This window comes from Claveliimonas sp., assembly GCF_037273965.1.
Taxonomy (GTDB): domain Bacteria; phylum Bacillota; class Clostridia; order Lachnospirales; family Lachnospiraceae; genus Claveliimonas; species Claveliimonas bilis.
On the sequence record NZ_JAYAZJ010000040.1, the window covers coordinates 1 to 19,476 of the forward strand.

The following is a 19,476-nucleotide window of genomic DNA, read 5'->3' on the forward strand; positions in this document are numbered from 1 at the left end:
CCTGCGGTACCAGTACCATCGTCGTATTTTCACCAATGTGTCCTCCGGCTTCCGTACCTTCTGCCACAAGAGCATCAGCTCCGCAGCGCTCCATACGTTTTGCCAGTGCAACGGAAGCAACAACCGGTATAACCTTTACTCCCGCTTCCTTCCACATCTTCATGTATTTTTCCGGACTTCCGGCTCCTGTTGTAACAACTTTCACGCCTTCTTCCACAATAACTTTTGCCACGTCATCCGCATGAGGACTCATAAGCATGATATTTACTCCAAAAGGCTTATCAGTCAGTTTCCTTGCCTCCCGGATCTGTTCGCGTACCCAGTCCGCCGGAGCACTTGCAGCTCCAATAAGCCCAAGCCCACCGGCATTTGATACGCCGGCTGCCAAGTGATACTCTGCAACCCAGGCCATTCCTCCCTGAATAATCGGATATTCTATTCCAAGCAATTCGGTTACTTCTGTTTTCATATTGACAACCTCTTTTTCTTCTTTCTCTGTTTTTATTTCTCTTTTTGTTTTCTTACTCAAAATCAACGGCGCCTTCACAGGCACTGATTCTTATTGATGGGATTCGATATATTTTACAACGTCGCCTACTGTTGCGATGCTTTCCAGATCTTCTGTCGGAATCTCTACATCATACTCTTCTTCCAGAGCCATAACCAGTTCAAACAGGTCCAGAGAATCTGCTCCCAGATCATCTTTGAAGGATGATTCCTCTGTAATTGTTCCAGCGTCCACTCCCAATGAGTCAGCGATCATTTCTTTAATTTTTTCTAACATTTTTGTTCTCCTTTTCTTCTACTCTTTCATTTCTTTTATTACATCACTGCTGTAAAACAGTGGTGTTCTCTTGCTTCATTCTGTTATTTATTCCATTCCAGGATAGTTGCCCCCCAGGAAAGTCCCGCTCCGAATCCTGCCAGGATGATCTTCTGACCTTTCTTCAGTCTTCCGTCCCGGCTCATTTCATCCAGAAGGATCGGAATGCTGGCGGAAGAAGTATTTCCATATTCCTGAAGATTCATAGGAAATTTGTCAATGGACACATCCAGTCTTTTGGCTACCGCTTCCACGATCCTTTTATTTGCCTGGTGAAGGATAAAATAATCAATCTCTTCTGCTGTCATATTATTTTTTTCCAAAACCTCTTTGACAGCTTCCGGCACTCTTTTGACGGCAAACTTAAATACAGCCTGTCCGTCCATCTGCATATAAGTCTCTTCCAGCGGAATCTCTTCCCAGTTTCTGTTATGTCTGCTGGTACAGGTCAGCGCCTCTCCCTTAAAACCATCGGAATGAGTGACCGCTCTGTAAAGCTTTCCCTCTGCCGCCTTTACAATTGCAGCTCCCGCACCGTCTCCAAACAGGATACAGGTGCCTCGGTCCTTCCAGTTTGTAAGATTGGATAAACTTTCACTTCCAATGATCAATACGGTTCGGTACATGCCGCTGGCCAGATAGGCAATTGCAGTATTGTAGGCAAAAACAAACCCGGTACATGCCGCACTTAGATCAAAGCAGGTCGCATTTACCGCGCCGATCGCTTTTTGCACTTCGCAGGCCGCGCATGGCAGGATTACATTGGAAGAAATAGTAGACACCAGTATCAGATCCACTTCTTCGGCAGAAACATTTCCATTTTCCAACGCTTTTCTCGCAGCGTCGGCTGCCATGGAAACGGTTGTTTCTTCCTGGATGATATGGCGCTTCACGACTCCTGTCCTCTCGCGGATCCATTCATCATTTGTCTCAACGAGCTGTGCAATATCGTTATTATCCATTGTATGTACAGGTATATATGACCCTGTGCCGCATATTACTCCAGTCATTTTTTGTTTCCTCGTTTCCTCAATTCTTCTGTTACTCAAATATTTTTAATTATGAATATTTTGACTTTCAAAGTATATAGCAGCATATACTCTCTTGTCAAGTACCTGAATTAATTTTGTCCCATCTCTTTCTTTTATAATTTGGCTGCACCGACTAAAAGCATCATCGGCCTCCTCATTTCATCTTTCATCCCCGGGATATCTATCATTGCCGGATCCGGCATGGCTTCCTCCAACGCCTCGATCACAAAACCATTCTCAAGGAGACCTCCCAGGATCTGTGTCAATGTATGATGCTGTTTGATGACATCCTTTCCCAGAAAATTCGTTTTTCTCTCTCCCGGATAAAAATAGTCATCCACCGGCCAATACAATGCATTCCCCTTGTCATCTCGGATCCATTCCTGACCTACACTTCCGGTAAATACCGGATGTTCTATATTAAAGAGAAATTTGCCCCCTGGTTTCAGCGTATGGTATACCTTCTGATAAATCCCATTTAAATCCTGAATATAGTGCAGGACAAGATTCGACAAAACGATATCGTATTCATTTGCCGGATAAGAATAGTCTTCTGCCCCGCATACCTGATACTGTATCCTGTTGTCGCTGTTCCTCTTCTGCGCCTCCTCGATCATCCGCCGGCTGGAATCTATCCCCCTTACTTCCGCCGCGCCTTTCCGAACTGCATAGGCACAATGCCATCCATACCCGCATCCGAGATCCAGAACTTTTTTCCCTTTCATTTCCGGAAAAAATCTGCAAAACTGATGCCACTCTCCAGCTCCCTGCAGCCCTTTTTCACTTCTTTCCATCTGCGCGTAAGCCTGGAAAAACCCTTCATCATCATATATATTTTTCATCACACACCTCATTTCTGACGGTCTTTCAATAACCCAAGATCAAGATATCAGTAAAACAAACATGTCCGCAAGCATACAGGAAGCGCTGACAGCCGCCAGCGCTTCTTCTCTTTTACATACAATAATGAAATTATATTTCCGCTGTCATCTTCTCCGCAACTTCCATGCCCTTCAGGCTGGCAGCCACTCCTCCTGCGCCTGTCTCGCGCAAAGTGACATCCATCTTTTCTCCAACTTCCCTCATGGCATCGATTACCTGATCTACCGGAATCTGGCTTTCAATTCCAGCCAGAGCCATGTCCGCTGCTGTCAGCGCGTTTACAGCTCCGCCTACATTTCTCTTCACACAGGGAACCTCGACCAGCCCGGCCACCGGGTCACAGACAAGTCCCATCAGATTTTTCAGCGCCATTGCTGCTGCATGTTCCATCTGCATAATATCGGCTCCCTTTACATGACATATGGCTGCTGCCGCCATGGCAGAACCGGATCCGATCTCCGCCTGACATCCTCCTGCTGCACCTGCCAGAAATGCACGGTTTGCAATGACCTGACCTACGCCGGCCGCTACATACATTGCCTCCACCATCGTTTCCTCCGGCACTTCATTTTCTTTGAAATAAGGGATCAGAACCGCCGGAAGAACACCGCACGCCCCGGCTGTGGGCGCCGCAATGATTCTCTTCATACATGCATTGTTGCATCCCATTTTCAAGGCTACTGTCATGACTTTCGCAATAAAATCTCCGCAAAGAGTATCTCCCTTTTTCTGATATTCCTCCATCTGGCCGCCTTCTTTTCCAACCAGGCCGCTTCTGGATACAAGATCCGGCTCATAAGCGTCCACGTTTTCACACATAATGCGCCACATGCGTGTCATCTCATCCCAGGAATCTTCCGTCGAAGCCCCTCTCTCATTGCAGTCTTCCAATTGTACGGCCTTCCAGAACTCGATTCCTTCCGCTTCACATCTTTTTCTTATTTCATCTATTGACTGATATGACATATTCTTTCTGGCCCTCCTATTCCTCTGCTGTTCCGCTCACATTCAGAAATGTTACTTTAATAATGCCCTCCAGATTTTCCAGCCAGGAAATTGCCTGATCCGGAATAATCTGATCCGTCTCGATCACCATAACGGCATAGCCGCCCCTCTTATCTCTGAAGAGCTGCATGGTTGCAATGTTGATCTCCTTCTGACTCAGGATATTCGCCACCTGAGCCACATGTCCCGGCTGATCTACATTATGTACGATCAGAGTATTGCTCTCCGCGTTAAAATTCACCTCAATGTCATCCAGCTTGCTGACTTTAATTCTTCCGCCGCCAATGGAACATGCCTGTATCTTCAGACTGTCTACTCCATCTGCTTCCAAAGTCATCTGAACTGTGTTTGGATGAGCTCCCCTGATCTCCTTTTTCTGAATGGTAAAATCCATCCCCCATTCTTTCGCAATTTCAAAACTATTTGGAATGCGCATATCGTCAGGCTTCATCCCCAGGAGTCCTGCTACAATGGCTCGGTCTGTACCATGTCCCTCTCCCGTCGCTGCAAAAGAACCGTGCAGATAGATCAATGCCTTTTTCGGCTGTTTCCCAAGAAGCTGTCTTCCTATCAGCCCAATTCTGACTGCCCCCGCAGTATGGGAGCTGGATGGTCCTACCATTACCGGACCAAGAATGTCGAAAATACTTGCCATTTTTTACCTTTCCTTTCTACTCTACAGTATTTACTGCCCGCCCCACCGGGCCACGTCACGGGAATCTGCCACCCTCCGACCGGCATGACAGATGGGAGGCCCGTGCTTCCTCCGTCTGTAGTTGCTTTTATGTCTCATAAGCTAAGTTAAATTTATTATACCATATAGCGACTTTAGAAACCTCATAAATATTTTTTAATTTTTTCAAAAAAACATTTGCAAATCTCTTCGTTATGTGATATGATACTTCTTGTCGAGCGGAGATGGCGGAATGGCAGACGCGCTAGATTCAGGTTCTAGTGGGAGCAATCCTGTGAGGGTTCAAGTCCCTTTCTCCGCATGGTTTGTGAAGAGCGGAAATCCTTTATTTTTCAAGGGTTTCCGTTCTTTTTTTATTATTTTTACGCCGGTAAGATTTGATTACCTTTGATTACCTTTTTGCTGTCCTTTGTTTTGAACTAAGGGATTCCGCAAGCGGAACTCTCACGCCGGGCACGGTCGCTTTAGCAGCAAATTTACACTTCGCACGATTGCACATCCCGCAGAGCGTTTTATTTAATAGAAAAAAATTCCTTAATTTTTCCTAAATGAACAGCCATTCACCAACGGTTTCCTCTTTGCATACAATATAGGGACTTATAAATATAAAGGAGAACTTCATTATGAGTATGCCAAAAATTGAATGCGAGCACATCGACAAATGCTGTGCCGCCTCTTCTCTTATCCAGTCCATTGCGCTGGAAGAAACTGCTATTTCCCACATTCTGAATGCGGAGGGAGAAAAACTTCAGAAAGCCGTTTCCATCAGCTGCGATTTAAAAGATCTGATCGCCATTAACAAATCCGTTGAAGATATGGTCGATAAAATCACTACTCTTGAGACAATCTTAAAGTCAAAATTAGATTTCATAAAACCGATTTTGGCCGACTGTGAAAAACCTCATGATGATAAAGAGGAACCTGCTCCGGCAGCTTAATACAGCCCCTCCTTTTTAAAGAACAAGAGACAGACTTCCGGAAAATCCGGGAGTCTGTCTCTTGCTTTTACACCCTTCCGGATGTTATCATGGTCAGGGAGTACCGGCATGTATGCGAGGCAGAGAATGCTATTGTTGTATTCCCTTTCGTAGAAAGAAGTTTTCAGGAGGTACAAAATGATCATTGAAAAAAATCCAAAAGAACTGGCTGCAATGGAAGAATTTCACAAGGGCAACCGTAAAGAAGGACTTCGGCTCCAGGAAGAATTTGCCGCTAAGTTTCGCGAAGAATATAAGGACAAGGATCACTGTCCCTGTCAAAAAGCCTGTAAATACCATGGAAACTGTAAAGAATGCGTGGCAATCCACAGAGCGCACCAGGAACATGTACCGAACTGTATGAGAGCCATGATAAATAATAAACTGAAAGTTCTGTCAGAATTGACGGAGCATACTTTCTGCCCGTAACAAACTGCCCGGATCATCTTTATTTTTTCAGACAAGGAGGAACCCATATGCCATTTATAAATACGAAAACAACTTTACCACTGGATGTTTCCAAAAAGGAAACTCTCTCTGACGGCCTCGCACAGATTGCAAAGGACTGTCTTGGAAAATCCGAAAACTGGCTGATGACCGGATTTGAAGAAAAAGCTGACATCTATTTCCGCAAAAACTGGACAGCCGCCGCCTACATCGAAGTAAAATTGTGCGGTCATGCCGATTCTGCTGCATTTTCACAGATGACAGAAAAGATCTGCTCCCTCTATGAGAAGGAGCTTGGACTTCCGGGTGAACGCATCTATGTATCTTATTTCCCCACACCGGACTGGGGATGGAATGGGAAAAACTTCTGATTTCCACTTACCATCTATTACCGGCCAAGAATTTTTTCTTTTATCTTTTCCTCCAGATTCATGCGGAAATAAGGAATATCATGTTCCCGCATACTCACTGCGGCAAGAAGGGAGAAGGATCCTTTCTGAATGCCGCAGAGTCTGGCAGGAAGATTCTGTTTTAGCTCCACATATTGAATCTTGTCATATCTTACCGCAACCAGAGTCTTTCCGAAAAATCCATCGGCAGTTCTCAAAACCCGCTCATCCACAGCAATTCCCGCTGTCAGATAATCCATAAGAACCAAAACAGGAACAAAAATTCCGGCAAATACGGCAACTGCCACTACGATCATCCGGTATTCTTCCAGAAATGCAACCACTCCCATCGCTGTCAATATCAATACTGCCTCGTATATGACAAGAGGAATTGCTCTGACGGCCAGGGCAAGCGCGGGCTGCCTTGTCACCTTTGCATCGACCACGCCTGCAAATTCCGGCAACAGTTTTTCTAGTTTCTCTTCTACATCTTTTTTCTTACCATAAAGGATAAAGAAGGAGTTTTTTTCCGACTTATCATCCCCCATACCTACATTGATCAATTCTGCCATACACATTCCCATTGCCCGTGCGATCAATGTCTGGCGGATTTTCAATGCCTGTATTTTATCAACAGGAATGGTGTATTCCACCTTCTTCAGGACTCCATACCGGATATAGAGTTCGTCTTTTCTTCTTTTAACGCCAAAATCAAAGTAACGGATGAAATCTTTTACTATGTCCCATATGGCAGACAAAATAAAAGAAAATGCTGCAAGGATTCCTACAATACTGCTTATGGCAGTCTTCAGAACTTCTCCTTCTTCTGTAAGGCGTGACAAAACTTCTATCAGTCCGCCCACCCCCACAACTACAACTACAAGAGAGAGTACTGTAATTGAGCAGAACCCATGCCGCAGTATATCTGCAGTGGAAGCTGTCACATCAAACGTTTGCCTGCCGTGATCATCGACAGCAGAAAGTCCTTCTTCAGCCGCCTCCCCTTTTGCTTCCTTAAGGAGGGCCGCAACTGTACGGCGAAACGCCTCTGCATCCGCCTTTTTCAAAACGATCTTCACATCCGTCTGATCCGCCGTAGACAGACTGCTTGTATCGATCTTAATTTTGCAGGTTCCCATGATCATCTCAAATAAATTCTGCTCTGTATTAATATTGGAAATATTTTTTATACCGATGGTATTTACCTTCTGATTCACCGTATTTCTCTCGATCACGATCGTCTGTCCGTCTATATAGATCCATGTCTTTGACCATGTCCATATTTGCTTTACCGCCGCCGCAATAAAAAGCAGAAGGATTCCTCCTACGATCATCAGACCTCGTCCGGCTTCTGCAAAGGAAAAATCAACCTCCATCAGCTCATCTGCATTCTGGATCAGGATTCCGAACGCAACTGCGGCCAGCGCCGCAAATCCGCCACCGATCTGTTCTGCCACGATTGAAATATGATTTCTGATCTTCTTATTCTTCTCCATTTTCCCTTCTCTGCTCCACTACAATCTCATTGATCCTTCTGCGCAGGCTCTCTGCAATCTGCTCTGCCTTCTTTTCATCCAGAAAAGAAATCGTCACATCTCCGCCGGCAGTCGTCACTACTACCTTTGCCACTTTAAAAATCTGATCGATCGGCCCTTTTGCGGTTTCCAGTTTATGCAGCCTTTCAATCGGTACAATATGCCTCTTTACAAACAGATACCCTTCCTGAATGTCAATACATTCTTCATTAATGCTATAGCGATATCTGTGATAACGGAAAACAGGACTGATCAGAGCGTCGATACCGATCAGAATCAGGAGCGCCAATGAAATCCATTTCCCGATCTCAATATCTTTTGGAAAAATCCAGAAATAATTTACTGCTCCCAGAATCGCTATTACGACAACGGCTGTAAGGATACCCGCCGTGTACATACAGTAAAGCGCATTTTTCGATAATTTTTTGTATTTCATTTTCCCTCCTCCTTATGTACTTTTATACTATCTCAATAATACAATTAAGTCAATTAATATCTTTTTCATTTTGTAATCTTAAGAAAATTGTAAAAAATATGAATAAAATTTCTTGCTCCTTTCTGCTATACTAACTTCAGTGTTCAGGAGAACCATTTGGCACACAGGAGGATTTATTATGGAACAGTACTGCATTTTAGTCGTTGACGACGACCGGGAGATCGTTCGCTCTCTTGGGAAACTTCTTGAGCGGGAGGGCTATGGGGTCAAAAAAGCTTATGACGGCAAAGAAGCCCTGGATCTTCTTTTGTCTGAGACCATTCATCTTATCATCCTGGATGTCATGATGCCTCAGCTTAACGGTCTGTCCGCTCTCATGAAAATACGGGAAAAGAACAACATTCCGGTCATTATGCTGTCGGCCCGAACAGAGGAAAGCGACAAAGTGATCGGCCTGTCCATGGGTGCGGATGACTATGTAACAAAACCATATAATACGGCAGAACTTATGGCGAGGATCCGCTCACAGCTTAGGCGGTATTTTTCTCTTGGATCAGCTCTTTCGCAAAATGATGGCGACACACTGAAAAACGGCAGTCTGCTCCTTGACCGCAATACAAAACAGGTAACTGTGGACGGCGCTTTGGTAAAACTGACTGCCACAGAATTTAAAATCCTGGAGCTTTTAATGGAGCATCCCGGCTATGTCTTTTCCGCTGAACAGATTTACAGCCGTGTATGGAAGGAAGACGCCTATGCCGGGGAAAAAACAGTCATGGTACATATTCGCAGAATCCGGGAAAAAAATCGTATTCTTTGCGTGGCTGCTTAGCGGCTGCATCCTGGCCGGAATCGCCGGGATGAGTCTCTCTTACTTATGGAACGCCTATTATTTCTACAATTCTATGGGACACATGTTTCGTCTGCTCCTTGGCGGGCTGGCAGGTATTGCTGTGCTTATCTACCTTGTTTTTCTCTTTTACCGTCCTTCCTCCTGGAAAAATATAAAGCCGTTGTCTCTGGATCATATCCATCTGGAACTGCTGGCGGCTTTTACCGGCTTCACCGGCTTCCTCTGGCTTCACTCGCTATATATCTGTATGAGAGACAGCCTGCTGTTTGGTTACTTTTTCATTGGTACAGGCGCTGTGCCCATTGTATCTGTTCTCTTTTTTCTTCCGCTGGCACTTTTGTTCCTTGGCGAATGTCTGCTTGTGATGCGGCGCTTCCTTCTTGGCAGTGTAAAACAAACTTCACTATTATATGGGATGGCAGAAAAATGGCGGGAAGCTACCCCTCTGGAGAAACGCCTTGCAAGGAAAAATCTGTGGCCGTTTCTCTTCATCCTCGCGGGAGTCGGATGCTGTATCTGGGTGGCTTTTGATGCGGTCGGTTCTGTGTACTTTCTGTTCATCATAGCAGGATCCGCTATTATATTGGTTGCCGCCGCCAAAGGACTGATCCACAACCGCATTTACAAAGACCTGGGACGTCTGATCCAGCAGATCAATGAAATGGCGAAAGGAGATCTGAATACTTCTGTTTCCTTTCCGGAAAATTCAGAACTTTATCCGGCGTCACAATCTCTTCTGGCAATCCGTTCCAACCTGAAATCCATTCTGGAAAAGCAAATGAAATCTGAGCGGATGAAAATAGAACTGATCACCAATGTATCCCATGATCTCAAAACGCCTCTCACATCCATGATCGGCTATGTGGAACTTTTAAAAACAGAGCCGCTAAGCGACGAGGCGAGGGACTATGTGGAAATTCTGGCCGACAAACAGGAGCATCTGAAACGGATGATTCAGGACATTTTTGATCTGTCAAAATCCACAAGCGGCACAGCGGAATTTGAACTGGAAGAGCTGGATATGAAAAAACTCCTGGAACAAACTCTTGGAGATATGGAAGACGCCATTCAGAAAAGCGGCATGGTCATCCGGGAAAATATCGCCGAAACGCCTCTGAAATTTATCGGAGATGGGAAAAAGCTGTACCGCGTACTGCAGAATCTCCTGGACAACGCTCTGAAATATTCCATGAAAGGAACCCGCATTTTCGTTTCTGCTGAAAAAAAAGAACAGAAAGTGATCGTAACGATCAAAAACACCGCCTCTTATGAGATGGCTTTTACTCCTGAAGAGATCATGGAACGATTTTCACGGGGGGACAAGTCCAGAAATACAGAAGGACACGGCCTGGGACTTGCCATAGCCGAAAGCTTCGTTAAAAATATGGGAGGCGAGCTGACCGTCCATATAGACGGAGATCAATTCAAAACATCTCTCTGCTTCGATCTGCTGGGAGTCTCTTCCGAAAAAATATAACATGTATAGAAAAGCTGCTGTCTGGATCCCGATCTCCCAGACAGCAGCTTTTAATTCTCATAAAAAACACCAAAACAAAAAACGAAAACAATTAAAAATATGTGAATCAGCCGGCACTTTCTAACCATTCACTTTTTCAAGCGCAAGCGATAAAACTATCCTCCTTCCATTCTTCTTTCTCCTACTATCAAGTATAGTAACATTCTCTGACAAATGCCAATTGTTTTTCCACATATATTTATAGACAAATTCTATAACCCTTCTTTTTCATATCCTGTATAATATACATAAACAGAAATTGGAGGAACTTTATGTACATTCCAATATTTCACCAAAAGAAGCAGCGCCCGCTGCCACATTTGTTCTGCCGGAAATGGATATGAGAAAGATCCGGCAAATCCTTCTCAAGTAAAAGGGAGCAGGTAAAACCTGCCCCTTTACTGCTTCGCCCATCCGGCTTCTATTTTCTTCTCCAGTTCTTCCAGAGTTCTTAAACCTCCCAGTGCATCGTAGGCTTCCACACAGCTTGCCCCTTCCGCCGCCGCCAGATGAAGGCAGGTCTCTATGGAGCGCCCGTCCATAACCGCTTTTAAAAACGCCGCAATACATGTATCTCCAGCCCCTGTTCCGGAACGAACGATTTCCGGCTTATAACTTCTCTCAAAAATCCTGATCTTGCCATTCTGAAAGTACAGCCCGGCAGCTCCGCATTTGATCAGCAGATTTCCGGTTCCCATTTCCAGGACTTTCTCCGCCAGGGGAGCAACGTCTTTTTCAATATCCAGCACAGTGGTAATATCCTGACTGCCGGCTCTCTTCTGCCATTCCTCGTATCTCTTCTTATCGACCATGGCGTAGAGTTCTTCCACACTCGGAACAAAATAGTCCACATAGGGCAGCACGTTCCGAAGGATCTTCTCCCAGTCGGCTTTTCCCGCCTCGCTGTCCTCATCTACAAACGCCATATCAAGAGATGTAATCGTTCCCGTCTCTTTTATCCGCCGGAACATCTCGATCAATTCTCGTCCATCCTCTGCATAGGTACGCTTCATAAGAGGAGGATACCCAAAATGGAAAAGGTCTGCCTCAGCAATTTTTCCAAAATCCAGATCCTCCAGCGAAAAGGTATCATTCGCTCCCGGATTATGCAGAAAAATCCGATCTGTTCCCGGAGGCGCGATGGCTATTGTATAAGACGTACTGCTGTCCTTTGATACAATAAGTCCCTTCTCCGCATTATACTTCTGAAAACGGCTGTACACGATCTGTCCCAGCTCATCTTTTCCGATTTTTCCCATCAGCTCTACATCAGCGCCCAAAAACTTTAAAGCCAGTCCGGTGTTTGCCACAACACCGCCTGTACTTAGGGTAATATCCTTCATCTGTGTCAGCTTGCCCGGAACCATGATCTTTTGAAGCGGCAGGACTTTTTCTGCCGAAAACACCGGAGTGATATCCAGACAGACATGTCCCGCAACAATGATCTTTGCCATATCCTTTGCTCCTTTCCCTTACGTTTTCCAAACAGACGCATATGCTTTTATCTAAGCTCTGTTCACGCTTCCGAACACCTTCATTTTCTTCATGGTCTCCTGCTTCACTGCCTCGATCACCTGATTCTGTATATTCGTCTGCCCCAGTCCTTCCCTGTAATTTTCATAAGCAGCCTTTGCGGCGATACAGTTGATATCCGTGAAAATATTAATCTTCGTAATTCCGTTTGCCACACAGTTTCTGAAATCGTCATCGGAAAGTCCGCTTCCCCCGTGCAGCACTAAAGGAGTTTCTATTGTACGGGATATTTCCGCAAGCCTTCCGATATCGAGTCTGGGCTTTTCCTTATACGCTCCGTGAGCCGTTCCAATAGCCACTGCCAGCGCATCCACATTTGTCCGCTTGGCAAAATCCTTTGCCTGCTCCGGCCGGGTATAAATGCTGTCATCCTCTGCATCTGTTTTTCCCAGATTTCCCTCATTGGCTCCTACATGCCCCAATTCTGCTTCTACTGATGCACCAAAGGTTCCTGCTGTTTTCACCATATCCGCCACACGTTTTACATTATTCTCATAGGTATCTGTAGAACAGTCATACATGACAGAGGTATACCCCAGCTTCAGCGCCTCCATAATCCTCTGCTCGGTTACTCCGTGGTCGAAATGCAGCACGACCGGAACAGAAGCTTTCTTCGCCATGGGAACCATAAAATACGCCAGCTCTTCCAGTTCCGCATAAGGAAGAAGTACCTCTGCCGTTCCGATAATAACCGGTGAGCGCAGCTCCTCCGCAGCCTGTATCACCCCTTTTGTCATTTCCAGATTCACTGTATTAAAGAGTCCCACACCGTACTTTTTTTCCTTCGCATCCTTTAAAACCTCCCGTAATGTGACAAGCATACCATTTCCTCCTTATTTCCACTTTTGTTATATTGATTCATAAATCCAATTTACAAATCTACTTCTTCCAGTGTAGCGGAAAGACAGGGGAAAGTCAAAACATATTCCGGATTTTCTTCCGGGTTTCCTGCTCTTTTTTACCCTTTGCTCTTCCCGCACCAGTCACGCACAACAAAGAGGAAAAATACCACCGTTTCCACTGCGGCCGCTCCCACCATAACAAAGGGAATCCATACCGCCATATCGCCGGCAAAGACAAATTTTGTGTCCAGGAGCGCATAGGTCAGGCTGTTATTAAGTCCCACTCCGGAGGAAGGAAGAAGACAGCGCAGCCAGTTTCCCACATTTCCATTTGCCATGATATAGAGCAAAAGCGGAAGGAAAAGAAACACCAGAGCCAGGATGGATGAAGAAAATATTTTTTTCATTCTCCCGGATAAAAACAGAGTAAAGCATATGGTTGCCAGAAGGCTGATATATCCTCCCAAAATGATCAGAATCTGCAGCTCCCATATATTCACGGGCAGAAAGACAGCCACAGACAGAAGCGCCTGCACAGAAGTCTTCAGACTCTCCCATCCAAATGCCGTGTCCATGATCAAAAGGAAAATACCAGTGCAGAGAAAATATTCTACTGTCACGATCAAAAGGGCTGCCAGTATTCTGTTTACTGCAAGTTTCCTTCGCCCGTGTCTGGTACATTTTATGATCTGCTCCGCCTGGGTCTGATAATCACTGGAAAATGCAGGTGCTACCAGGATCGTCCCCAGTATGACAAGTAAAAACACAATAAGCACTGTATAATCCACCGCATTGGAGGAAATACCCGACTCATAATAAAACGGCCGGTCTATCTGTTCATAGAGTGTTTTCGCCTGACTTACCGCCGCATCCACTTTCTTTCCGGTACCGTTTTCCAGATAGAGAAGATTGGACAAATGCTGGTCTATCTGCTGATAAAATCCATCTGCATGTTCCTCTGTCAATTCTTCTCTGGAAAGAGCCATTCCTGTCTCCGGTTCTGCATAGGCTTCCGACATTCTCGTCAAGATCCACTCATAGGGATAGACATCCTGGAAATAATCGCTCCCACTCACCCGGTCGTCATAAATCCCGTCAGGAAGCCCTCCCTCATACTGGTTTTCAAATGAATGCCACCGGTCGATGGATTCTGCAAGCTTTTCTTCGGTGATCTCTCCGTGGAACTGCCCCTGATTTTCTCTTTGCATTCGGATGGCTTCCAGTCCTTCAACCGTCACTTCCTGCCCGTCTTCATCCGTATAAGTATAGCTTTCAAATGAGATCGGAAAATACGCCAGCGCCACCGCAAAAAGCAGACCCAAAAGCAGCGTGATCTGTACGGAGCTTGTCTTTAAAAATCGTTTCAGCTCTGCTGTAAAAATACGCATCTATTCCACCTCCTCTTCCGGGAAGAGCCACAAATACAAGTCCTCCAGCTTTGGAGCACATTCTTTTGTTCCTTCTATCACAGGCTTCTTTGCCAGGTAACGGATAGAAACCATATTTTCTTCTTCCCCCCGGATATTTACAATACGCAGATTTTTTTCATACTTATGAAGATCATATTCCGGAATACAGGCTGACCACACTTTATGCTCCACCTGCTTAAGAAGTTCTTTTGGCGTTCCGGCCGCCACAATTTTTCCTTCTTTCATAATCGCCGTACTCGCCGCAATATACTCAATGTCCGGAACAATGTGAGTAGATATCAGCACAATGCGGTCTGTGGCAAATTCAGACAGAAGATTGCGTAATTTGATCCGCTCTCCCGGATCAAGTCCGCTGGTCGGCTCATCCAGGATCAACACTTCCGGATCGTTTAAAAGAGCCTGTGCGATCCCTACCCTCCTCTTCATTCCTCCGGACAGCTGGCGGATCTTCTTTTTCCTTACATCTGCCAGGGAAAATGTCTGCAGCAGACCTTCTATCCGTTTTGCGGCTGTTTTCCTGCTGATCCCTTTTAACGCCGCCATATAATCCAGATAATCCTGCACATGAAATTCCGGATAAAAGCCAAATTCCTGGGGCAGATAACCGAAAATACTGCGGTAGCTTCCTCCCAGTACATCAATAGAAACATTGTCGTATTCCACCGTTCCCGACGAAGGCTTTATCAGACCTGCCACCATGCGCATAAGGGTTGTCTTTCCGGCTCCGTTTGCTCCAAGAAGCCCCCATATGCCCGGAGTCAGCGTCCAGTTCACGCGATCCACTGCCCTTTTATCTTTAAATTCTTTCGTCAGATCTTTTATACAAAGTTCCATTCCATCTCTTCCCCTTCCTGTTCAAAATAAAATTGAGTTTTCTTTAATTTCCAGATCTCAAGAAGGCAGGCCAAAAGCGAAAGAGCGCACAGCACCCATATAACCGCCGACAGGCTGCCGCTTCCGTCATATCCCCAGACTTTGCGCCATATAAGAAACGCTCCTGCCACAAGAATCAGCGATATGGTACTTCCCCATACAAGGTGTTCCCTTTTCTGAAGCATGAAATAGAAAACACAGGCAACAGAGAGCAGAAATGGCAGGATGAGATAAGCTGCCAGCTCATTAAAACAAACGATATTTCTGACAAAAACGAATCCTCCAATAGACGCCGCCATAATCCCGGCACTCCCCATACACACAACAATTCTTGCCATCATCAGGCGGGACAGTGAAAAATAAGAAGACTCTTCCAGCTCCGCCATATTATGGCGAAAAGATCTGGCAAAGGCAGGAACGCTGCTCCACGCCGCCGCAACTGCTGAGACACATAAGATCAGTACTCCTTTGTTCTGGAGATATACCAGCCCCCGAGGCCCCTCTTCTGTCAGAGCTGTTACTACAATAAGCACAAAAATAAAAATAAGAAGCTGCAGTCCCAGGCTGAGCTTTCCCATACACCGCACCTGACTGGCAAGGAGCCTTAAAAATCCTGCATCGGGACCAAAGGAGCGTCTTATTTCCCACATATCTGCCGCCCGCCTGGCTGTCTGGTAAACGTGAGCACTGCACGGTACAGATTTTTCTTTCTCTTTTTGAAATTCCTGTTTTATTACATTTTTCACCATACGTCTATTCATTCATATTCCACCTTCTTTCTTCCATTTCTTTTTCCAGCAGTTTTAACGCTTTTCTAAGTCTTGACTGAACCGTTCGGAGCGGAAGGTTTAAAACCTGTCCGATTTCCCTAAGTTTCAGTTCCTGGGAAAACCTTAAAAATACAATTTCCCTAAGGTCGTCCGGCAGGCAGCTCAATAGAAGCAGGAAATCTTCTTTCTCCTCTTCCTCATCCAACCCTTTGTCCCAGCAGGGGATTTCGGGCAAGAGAGTGTTGTCTCTTGCTTTTCTGCACAGATCCACACAGGTATTGGCTGCCACCTGATATAAAAAGGCGCGGAACTTTCCCTTATGTCTGTAACGGTCCAGATAGCGGAACACTTTCAGAAATGTTTCCTGCACAGCGTCCTCCGCCATCCCCGGATCAGGGACATGATATCTGCAGTAGACAAGGATTTCTCCATAATAAAGCTGTACCAGTTCTTCCACTGCATCGCGGTTTCCACTTTTCAGTTGTTCAAAAATTTCATCTTCGCGCGTCATAGTTTTCCCTTTGCTTTGAGGTAATAGAGTCTCTATATAATATACAACGGATCGAATGGAGGAAAATGATTAAGGGGGAAAGAAATTCTTTCGGATTTGTAAACGGCTGATTACGCCAGATTGTGAAAATGACTGGAATATTCCTGATATAGATAATCTGAAGACATTATGCCAGTTGTATGATATACTTTAGATAAACTTTTAAGTGAAGACTGGAGACGATATCAAATTAGTTTTACGTTTAAGACAGAACCGGAAACAATATATCAATGTGAAAGGTTGGGGAAAAAATGAACCTACGTAAAATAGCAGATAATATAATCTTAATTTTCTGCATCGGTTATTTAACTCTTAGAACTATTTATCTTGAATATCCAGAGAATCCACATCTTGCAGGATTTTCTTTCTTTTGCGGTTTACAGATATTGATATATGTCATAGAAATATGGATACGGGAACGGAAATCTAAAAAATAAATTCGGTAGATTTCCACATACTCTTCTACCACCTTATAAATAATCACATAGTTCTTCCAAACAGTATATTTGTAGTCTGTTTGAAAGCTGACCTTTTTAGAGAGATCTGTCCCCATTGCGGGGAATACTTGAATGTTCTCAAATTTAGCATAAATTTCTCTTATCGTCTTTGCAGCGTATTCCGGATTATCTTCAGCGATATAATCCTCTATGTCTAGTACTACAAAACGTCCTCTTCCATTTTTTGTCAGAAATACTGGCTCTCCTGTCCTGCATTTTTTTAACTTCATTATAATTTCTCAAATCAGGGATGGATTTTTCAAAAAATCCATCCCTGATAAAGAAATCTCTCTCCCTATTTACCCCTGCTTTCGTCTCTTAATGACCTTCAGACGGGTAAATTCTTCCCGTTCTTTTTCTTCCAGTGCATTGGTAATAGTATACACAAGATTTGTATACATAGGAATTGTGATATTCTGAAGAGCGTTCGCCCTCTTTTGTGTTTTCTTGATATTGGCTGCCAGCCGGTAGGCTGCGTTCTCCACCATAGACAGCTTGACGGTCAGATCTTTTACCTTACGGAAGGCCTCCACCGCCTGATCTACCGACTCCTTTGTCGTGCTGAATGCATAAGTGGGAACGGCAGCGGAGGGTGTGTATTTCACATGAGGTATCTCTGTCCCCATGATACTTCTCGTCTGGATCACTACGGAATCCTCAATAGGAACCGTATAGGCAATCTGAGAGATCGTGCTGATCCCGTTCTCAATATTGGCTCTTTGCAGGCACTGATACGCATAGGTAAAGGTGCTGTCAATCTCTTCCTGGATGCTCCTGGCCTCGTCAATCAGTTCCATCAGCTCGCGGATCAGAATATTTCTCTTCTTATCCATCAGCTCATATCCCTGCCTGGCAAGGGCCAGCGAGTTTTTCGCCAGCATCAGATTTCCCTTGGTCGGAAATGTACGCGGATCCATAACGTCCCTCCCTTCTTATGAATACTTATAAGATTGCTCTACTGATTGGCAATGGAACCCGGACTTGCGCTTGTAGTAACGCCCTCGTCCCGTTTTGTGGGATGATAATATTTATCCAGTATCTTTGTATCCACACGGTCCAGTTCTTCTTTCGGAAGCCTTCCCAAAAGCTCCCAGCCCAGATTCAATGTCTCTTCAATGGTACGGTTCTCCTCCGCACCCTGTCCGATATATTTTTCTTCAAATTCTTTTCCGAAAGCAAGATATTCCTTGTCAATAGGTGACAGTTCATCTTCCCCGATAACAGAAGCAAGGTTCCTTGCATCTCCTACTTTTGCATAGGCGGAAAAGAGCTGATTGGCAAGATCCTGATGATCTTCCCTTGTATAACCCTCGCCGATGCCGTCCTTCATCAGACGGGAAAGAGATGGAAGGACACTGATAGGCGGATAGATAGACTGTCCGTTCAGATTGCGGTCCAGAACGATCTGCCCCTCTGTAATATATCCGGTCAGATCCGGGATCGGATGAGTGATATCATCGTTCGGCATAGTCAGGATGGGAATCTGTGTCACGGAACCGTTTACGCCGCGGACAATGCCCGCACGCTCATAAATGGCCGCCAGCTCACTGTACAGATAGCCGGGAAATCCTTTTCGGCTGGGAATCTCTCCTTTTGAGGAAGAAACTTCACGCATGGCCTCTGCAAAGGATGTCATATCCGTCAATATAACAAGGATATGCATATTCTGCTCAAACGCCAGGTATTCGGCAACTGTCAGCGCCACCTTAGGTGTGATCAGACGCTCCACCACCGGGTCATTTGCCAGATTCAGGAACATGGCAACATGGTCTGCCGCCCCGCTCTCCTCAAATGTCCTTCGGAAAAAATCCGCCACATCATGCTTCACGCCCATGGCTGCAAATACAATGGCAAATTCCTCATTGGAATCCTCTCCGAGGGACGCCTGCTTTACGATCTGTGCCGCCAGCTGGTCGTGGGGAAGTCCGTTCCCCGAAAAGATAGGCAGCTTCTGCCCGCGGATCAGCGTGGTAAGTCCGTCAATGGCGGAAATCCCTGTCCGGATGTAGTTTCTCGGATATTCCCTCTTGACCGGATTCAGCGGAAGGCCGTTGACATCCCTCTTTAATCTGGAGACGATGGGCCCCAGATCATCAATAGGCTGGCCGATCCCATTGAACGTCCGTCCCAGCATATCTTTGGAAAGCGCGATCTCCATAGGATGTCCGGTCAGCCGGGTATGGGTATTCTTAAGGGACATACCTTCCGACCCTTCAAATACCTGAATAACGGCTTTATCTTCATACAGCTCAATGATACGTCCGATTCTTCTTTCCGTACCATTTACAACAAATTCCACAATCTCATCATAAAAGGCATCCTGTATCCCTTCCATGGCGATCAGAGGGCCATTGATATTGCTAAGTCCAAGATATTCTATTGGCATGATCTAT

The 19,476-nt window shown here is 45.3% G+C and carries 21 protein-coding genes, 1 tRNA gene and 2 pseudogenes; 6 read left to right on the forward strand and 18 right to left on the reverse strand.

Annotation, left to right across the window (positions count from 1 at the left end):
* The 6 genes from WJ238_RS02300 to sdaAB form a co-directional block, all read right to left on the reverse strand.
* The coding region (locus tag WJ238_RS02300; RefSeq protein ID WP_337606022.1) for a nitronate monooxygenase at positions 1 to 469 on the reverse strand (469 nt) is incomplete at its 3' end.
* A gap of 90 nt (positions 470 to 559) precedes the next feature.
* Positions 560 to 784: an acyl carrier protein gene (acpP, locus tag WJ238_RS02305; protein WP_256193044.1), complete on the reverse strand. Its 225-nt coding sequence runs from the start codon at positions 782 to 784 to the stop codon at positions 560 to 562.
* An 83-nt stretch (positions 785 to 867) separates the two neighbouring features.
* On the reverse strand, positions 868 to 1,833 hold the full coding sequence (locus WJ238_RS02310) for a beta-ketoacyl-ACP synthase III (protein WP_337606023.1): 966 nt from the start codon (positions 1,831 to 1,833) through the stop codon (positions 868 to 870).
* Positions 1,834 to 1,967: 134 nt separating this feature from the next.
* Complete coding sequence (locus tag WJ238_RS02315) at positions 1,968 to 2,696, reverse strand: class I SAM-dependent methyltransferase (protein WP_256193042.1); 729 nt, start codon at positions 2,694 to 2,696, stop codon at positions 1,968 to 1,970.
* 130 nt (positions 2,697 to 2,826) lie between these two features.
* Positions 2,827 to 3,702, reverse strand: a complete 876-nt coding sequence (gene sdaAA / locus WJ238_RS02320; protein WP_230105160.1) for an L-serine ammonia-lyase, iron-sulfur-dependent, subunit alpha — start codon at positions 3,700 to 3,702, stop codon at positions 2,827 to 2,829.
* A gap of 16 nt (positions 3,703 to 3,718) precedes the next feature.
* Positions 3,719 to 4,396 (reverse strand): L-serine ammonia-lyase, iron-sulfur-dependent subunit beta, encoded by a 678-nt coding sequence (sdaAB, locus tag WJ238_RS02325; protein WP_230105159.1) that lies wholly within the window; start codon positions 4,394 to 4,396, stop codon positions 3,719 to 3,721.
* Positions 4,397 to 4,653: 257 nt separating this feature from the next.
* Here sdaAB and WJ238_RS02330 point away from each other — a divergent pair.
* The 4 genes from WJ238_RS02330 to WJ238_RS02345 all read left to right on the forward strand — a co-directional run bounded on the left by WJ238_RS02330 (position 4,654) and on the right by WJ238_RS02345 (position 6,230).
* A tRNA-Leu gene (locus WJ238_RS02330) sits at positions 4,654 to 4,736 on the forward strand.
* 322 nt (positions 4,737 to 5,058) lie between these two features.
* The gene (locus WJ238_RS02335) at positions 5,059 to 5,373 is read left to right on the forward strand and encodes an alpha-helical endospore appendage domain-containing protein (protein WP_230105157.1); all 315 of its coding nucleotides are present in this window, start codon (positions 5,059 to 5,061) and stop codon (positions 5,371 to 5,373) included.
* A gap of 177 nt (positions 5,374 to 5,550) precedes the next feature.
* The gene (locus WJ238_RS02340; protein WP_230105156.1) at positions 5,551 to 5,841 is read left to right on the forward strand and encodes an LPS biosynthesis protein; all 291 of its coding nucleotides are present in this window, start codon (positions 5,551 to 5,553) and stop codon (positions 5,839 to 5,841) included.
* Positions 5,842 to 5,888: 47 nt separating this feature from the next.
* Entirely contained in the window at positions 5,889 to 6,230 is a 342-nt protein-coding gene (locus tag WJ238_RS02345) for a phenylpyruvate tautomerase MIF-related protein (protein ID WP_230105155.1), read from the forward strand.
* A 17-nt stretch (positions 6,231 to 6,247) separates the two neighbouring features.
* Here WJ238_RS02345 and WJ238_RS02350 read toward each other — a convergent pair whose 3' ends face one another.
* Complete coding sequence (locus WJ238_RS02350) at positions 6,248 to 7,744, reverse strand: PH domain-containing protein (protein ID WP_230105154.1); 1,497 nt, start codon at positions 7,742 to 7,744, stop codon at positions 6,248 to 6,250.
* Positions 7,731 to 8,219, reverse strand: coding sequence for a PH domain-containing protein (locus WJ238_RS02355; RefSeq protein ID WP_337606026.1), 489 nt, complete (start codon positions 8,217 to 8,219; stop codon positions 7,731 to 7,733). Before WJ238_RS02355 ends, WJ238_RS02350 begins: the two co-directional genes overlap by 14 nt.
* Positions 8,220 to 8,397: 178 nt before the next feature.
* On the opposite strand from WJ238_RS02355, the gene WJ238_RS02360 reads away from it, so the two are divergent.
* A complete protein-coding gene (locus WJ238_RS02360) occupies positions 8,398 to 9,051 on the forward strand; it encodes a response regulator transcription factor (RefSeq protein ID WP_337606028.1) in 654 nt (217 codons plus the stop codon).
* Positions 8,975 to 10,549 (forward strand): sensor histidine kinase, encoded by a 1,575-nt coding sequence (locus tag WJ238_RS02365; RefSeq protein ID WP_337606030.1) that lies wholly within the window; start codon positions 8,975 to 8,977, stop codon positions 10,547 to 10,549. The genes WJ238_RS02360 and WJ238_RS02365 overlap by 77 nt, the downstream gene beginning before the upstream one ends.
* 437 nt (positions 10,550 to 10,986) lie before the next feature.
* Here the strand turns inward: WJ238_RS02365 and WJ238_RS02370 are convergent, their stop codons facing one another.
* The 10 genes and pseudogenes from WJ238_RS02370 to WJ238_RS02415 all read right to left on the reverse strand — a co-directional run bounded on the left by WJ238_RS02370 (position 10,987) and on the right by WJ238_RS02415 (position 19,469).
* Positions 10,987 to 12,042, reverse strand: a complete 1,056-nt coding sequence (locus WJ238_RS02370) for a carbohydrate kinase family protein (protein WP_337606031.1) — start codon at positions 12,040 to 12,042, stop codon at positions 10,987 to 10,989.
* Positions 12,043 to 12,093: 51 nt separating this feature from the next.
* On the reverse strand, positions 12,094 to 12,942 hold the full coding sequence (locus tag WJ238_RS02375) for a class II fructose-bisphosphate aldolase (RefSeq protein ID WP_337606032.1): 849 nt from the start codon (positions 12,940 to 12,942) through the stop codon (positions 12,094 to 12,096).
* 137 nt (positions 12,943 to 13,079) lie between these two features.
* Positions 13,080 to 14,351: a hypothetical protein gene (locus WJ238_RS02380; protein WP_337606033.1), complete on the reverse strand. Its 1,272-nt coding sequence runs from the start codon at positions 14,349 to 14,351 to the stop codon at positions 13,080 to 13,082.
* Positions 14,352 to 15,227: an ABC transporter ATP-binding protein gene (locus tag WJ238_RS02385; RefSeq protein WP_230105147.1), complete on the reverse strand. Its 876-nt coding sequence runs from the start codon at positions 15,225 to 15,227 to the stop codon at positions 14,352 to 14,354.
* Complete coding sequence (locus WJ238_RS02390; protein ID WP_337606034.1) at positions 15,212 to 16,027, reverse strand: hypothetical protein; 816 nt, start codon at positions 16,025 to 16,027, stop codon at positions 15,212 to 15,214. Before WJ238_RS02390 ends, WJ238_RS02385 begins: the two co-directional genes overlap by 16 nt.
* Positions 16,020 to 16,547, reverse strand: coding sequence for an RNA polymerase sigma factor (locus tag WJ238_RS02395; protein ID WP_316265615.1), 528 nt, complete (start codon positions 16,545 to 16,547; stop codon positions 16,020 to 16,022). Before WJ238_RS02395 ends, WJ238_RS02390 begins: the two co-directional genes overlap by 8 nt.
* Positions 16,548 to 17,022: 475 nt before the next feature.
* Positions 17,023 to 17,235, reverse strand: a pseudogene (locus WJ238_RS02400) (type II toxin-antitoxin system RelE/ParE family toxin); the annotation flags it as partial.
* Positions 17,224 to 17,335 (reverse strand): annotated as a pseudogene (locus tag WJ238_RS02405) (type II toxin-antitoxin system prevent-host-death family antitoxin); the annotation flags it as partial. The pseudogenes WJ238_RS02400 and WJ238_RS02405, both read right to left, overlap by 12 nt.
* Before the next feature lie 47 nt (positions 17,336 to 17,382).
* Positions 17,383 to 18,000, reverse strand: coding sequence for a V-type ATP synthase subunit D (locus WJ238_RS02410; RefSeq protein WP_230105144.1), 618 nt, complete (start codon positions 17,998 to 18,000; stop codon positions 17,383 to 17,385).
* A gap of 38 nt (positions 18,001 to 18,038) precedes the next feature.
* Positions 18,039 to 19,469, reverse strand: a complete 1,431-nt coding sequence (locus WJ238_RS02415) for a V-type ATP synthase subunit B (RefSeq protein WP_230105143.1) — start codon at positions 19,467 to 19,469, stop codon at positions 18,039 to 18,041.
* Positions 19,470 to 19,476: the final 7 nt, after the last annotated feature.